Origin of the sequence: Hydrogenophaga sp., from assembly GCF_022844385.1 — a bacterium.
Classification (GTDB): Bacteria; Pseudomonadota; Gammaproteobacteria; order Burkholderiales; family Burkholderiaceae_C; genus Hydrogenophaga.
In genome coordinates this window covers 1-2920 of record NZ_JALHLX010000101.1, presented here as the reverse complement: position 1 = coordinate 2920, position 2920 = coordinate 1, and the positions used below count along the sequence as shown (strand labels likewise).

The window sequence follows — 2920 nt, the reverse complement described above, 5'->3', positions numbered from 1 at the left end:
CGTCGGGCGCAGTGTGGGCAAGCAGATCGGTACCGTGAGGCACGGGCGGCTGTTTTTCGGCTGTCTCGTGGTGAGTGGCTGAGCGCAAGGGTGCGCCGGGCCCCGCCATGAACCCACGGCTGCTGTCAGTCATCGCTGTCATGCTGCCCCTCGCGCATCGCCACGTCTTCCCTTGAGATCCAGTGCCAGGCGTTCTTGCAGCCCAGGCCCAGGCCGACCACCATCAGTGCCACTGTCCAGAGACGGGCTCCCGGATACTGTTGGTCCAGCCAAAGGCCGAGCGCTGCGCCCAGCAAGGTGGGCACGGCCACGGACCAGCCGACCAGGCCCATCAGGCCCAGACCCAGCCAGACGCCCTGCAGGTCGTCGCGGTGCAGCGTGGGCTCGCACGCGGCCAGAGCGCCCAGCGGAACAGCCAGCGCGGGCATGCCCGGCGGCGGCCCCCGGCGAGGGGTCGGCAGGTTTTTCGTCATGACGGGCACGCGCGCGGCGCGCAGGTGGGTTCGGCCAGGCCGGTCCGGCCCGCGTCAGCGTCGGCCTGTGTGGCTGCAGGTGTTCGGTTCATTCGGTTCCGTCCTGGTTGTGTCGGCAGCGGCCGGCAGTGGGCTGCGGCAGATGGCGAGATGGGCGGGGTGGGCGGGCCAGCCATGTGCGGGCTGGCGGATCGGCCCTCGGTGGGTGCTGTGCAGCCCGCAGTCTGCGCAGCGCAGCCCGCACCGTCTGTACGACGACCAACACAGGGGCGACCGCTGGACGCGTGCTGCCGAAGGGCAACCCGGCGGTCAACGGTCAAAGGCCGTGGTGCGACGGTTTGGTCTGCCCGCCGGGCAGTTCAACCGACCTTTGAAACAGGGGTGTCGATCGACATGCAATCCATGCCGCGCCCGCAAGCACATGCCGGTGGGTGAGCGCCGTTCACCCGCCTGTTCGGTCAACCCAGCATGGCCTTCCACATGCCATTGCCCCAGCTCACCGCAGCGGCCCCCGAGCGCGCGTTGGCCTCAGCGTCCACGGTGAACTTGAGCTTGGGGGGTTCGCCCGCCACCACGGTCCCCGAGACGTTGATGTTGATGGCCTCCTTGTGCGTCACATTGGCCCAGCAAATGCCCAACGGGAGATCCACCGCGCCGGTTGACACCACCGGGCTCTTGCCGGCAATGCGCTCGGTAATGGCCTCGGCCACCCGCTGGCCACTGCCAAACGCCACGTGTCCGCTCTTGGGCAGGGGCGTGCCCTGCGAGTCGCCAATCACATAGATGCGATCGTCCACCTGGCTTTGAAAACTCGGCAGCCTGATATTGGCCCAGCGTTCGCCCAGACCAGCCTGGCGGATCAGCGCAGGTGCGCGCATCGGAAGGATCAGGTTGGCGTGAGCGAACGGCACATCCCCGGAGGAGGTGACCAGTTGGCGTTTGCCCATGTCCACTGCGCTGATGGAGGTGTCGGTCAGGTACTCGATCTGGTTGGCATACAGGCCCTTCATGCCTTTGAGAATCGGTTGGGCGATCGCCGGCGGCATGGGGTTGGGGTTGGCGTCGATCAGGATGATCTTGCCCTTGGTGCCGCGTTGCTTCATTTGCTCTGCGATCAGGAAGGCCCTCTCATACGGTGCGGGCGGGCAACGGTACGGTGGCTTGGGCGCACTGATGACAAAGTCGCCTCCCTTGGCGAGAAACTCGTCCACCTGCTGGCGCACCGCCATTTGCTCAAAGGCACGAAAGCCGACCGGCAACTGTGCGCGGGCTTCGGCATAGCCTTGAATGCCGTCCTCCATGTAGTCCACACCCGGTGAGAGCACCAGAAAGTCGTAGGGCAGGCGCTGGGTGGCCGTGACCACCATCTTGCTGGTTCGATCAATCTCCAGCACACGCTCGCGGACGCGGCGCGCGCCCAACTGGTCCACCCGCGAATAGCTTCGTTGAAAGTCCGTTGCGGGCTGGTGACCGGCGATGAAATGCGCGCTCAAGGGACAGGACATGAAAGCTTCGTTCGGTTCGACCAGGGTCACATCGGCAGCCGCCGTTGCCAGCAAACCGCGCACGGCTCCCAAGCCGCCCCAGCCACCACCCACCACCACCACGCGCGGTCTGGCGGCGGTCGACACAGAGGCGCATCCCGTTGAAAGCACCGCCACGCCCAAGGCGGCGGCTTGCAGCAGTTGACGGCGGCGAGGTTGAGCGATGGGGTGCATGTGGGTCTCCAAGGAGGTTTTGGAAGTGGATGAACACTTATATAACCATACAAGCATAAATGTCTTTGCTTATCAAGGGAAAACCCTGCACGACCCCCATGGGCGCGCATATCCATCAAAGCTCCTGAAGCCGCAATGCACTTGACACAAGGCAAAACACCGCGGGTGCCGGCGGTGTCCAATCGCGCCATGAACCTCTTGGCTGCGCGCATCGTGAGGCGCTGGATGGCCCCGCTCCTGCTGTTCGGGCTGTGGCTGGGCGCGCTGGCTGCGCAGCCCACCGCGCCGGCGGTACTGGAGCCGCCCGTGCTGCAGGTCTTCGTGCGCGACGGTTGCCCCTACTGCAACGACGCGAAGACCTTTTTCGACGGCGTGCAGCGCCAGCGGCCCGAGCTGCAGATCGTCTACCGCCACGTCGACAACGATCCGGCTGCGCGCGACGCGTTGAGCGCACTGTCTCACGCCCATGGTGTCTGGCCCCCGGGGGTGCCCGCCTTCCTGGCCGCCGGGCAGCTCATCGTGGGCTTCGAGAGCGCATCGACCACCGGGCAGGATCTGCTTCGAATCATCGACGCCGGTACCGCGGTGCAGAAGCAGACGGTGGACAGCGCGCTCTTCGGCACGCTCAGCGAGCAGCGCCTGGGGCTGCCGCTGTTCACGCTGGCGCTGGGTCTGCTGGACGGCTTCAACCCCTGCGCGATGTGGGTCCTGCTCTTCCTGCTGGCCATG

At 66.2% G+C, this 2920-nt stretch carries 3 protein-coding genes; 1 reads left to right on the top strand and 2 read right to left on the bottom strand.

Annotated features, from left to right (window positions below; genetic code table 11):
* Positions 1–125 precede the first annotated feature (125 nt).
* Both Q0C59_RS14805 and Q0C59_RS14800 read right to left on the bottom strand, forming a co-directional pair.
* Positions 126–473, bottom strand: coding sequence for an AtpZ/AtpI family protein (locus Q0C59_RS14805; RefSeq protein ID WP_291216727.1), 348 nt, complete (start codon positions 471–473; stop codon positions 126–128).
* 458 nt (positions 474–931) lie between these two features.
* The gene (locus tag Q0C59_RS14800) at positions 932–2191 is read right to left on the bottom strand and encodes an FAD-dependent oxidoreductase (protein ID WP_291216726.1); all 1260 of its coding nucleotides are present in this window, start codon (positions 2189–2191) and stop codon (positions 932–934) included.
* 189 nt (positions 2192–2380) lie between these two features.
* Here Q0C59_RS14800 and Q0C59_RS14795 point away from each other — a divergent pair.
* Positions 2381–2920: glutaredoxin family protein (locus Q0C59_RS14795; protein ID WP_291216724.1), on the top strand; the 540-nt coding region annotated here is incomplete at its 3' end.

Excerpts from the sequence above, each read along its gene's own strand:
- Q0C59_RS14805 (WP_291216727.1), bottom strand. The coding sequence starts at position 473 with ATGACGAAAAACCTGCCGACCCCTCGCCGGGGGCCGCCGCCGGGCATG.
- Q0C59_RS14800 (WP_291216726.1), bottom strand. The coding sequence starts at position 2,191 with ATGCACCCCATCGCTCAACCTCGCCGCCGTCAACTGCTGCAAGCCGCC.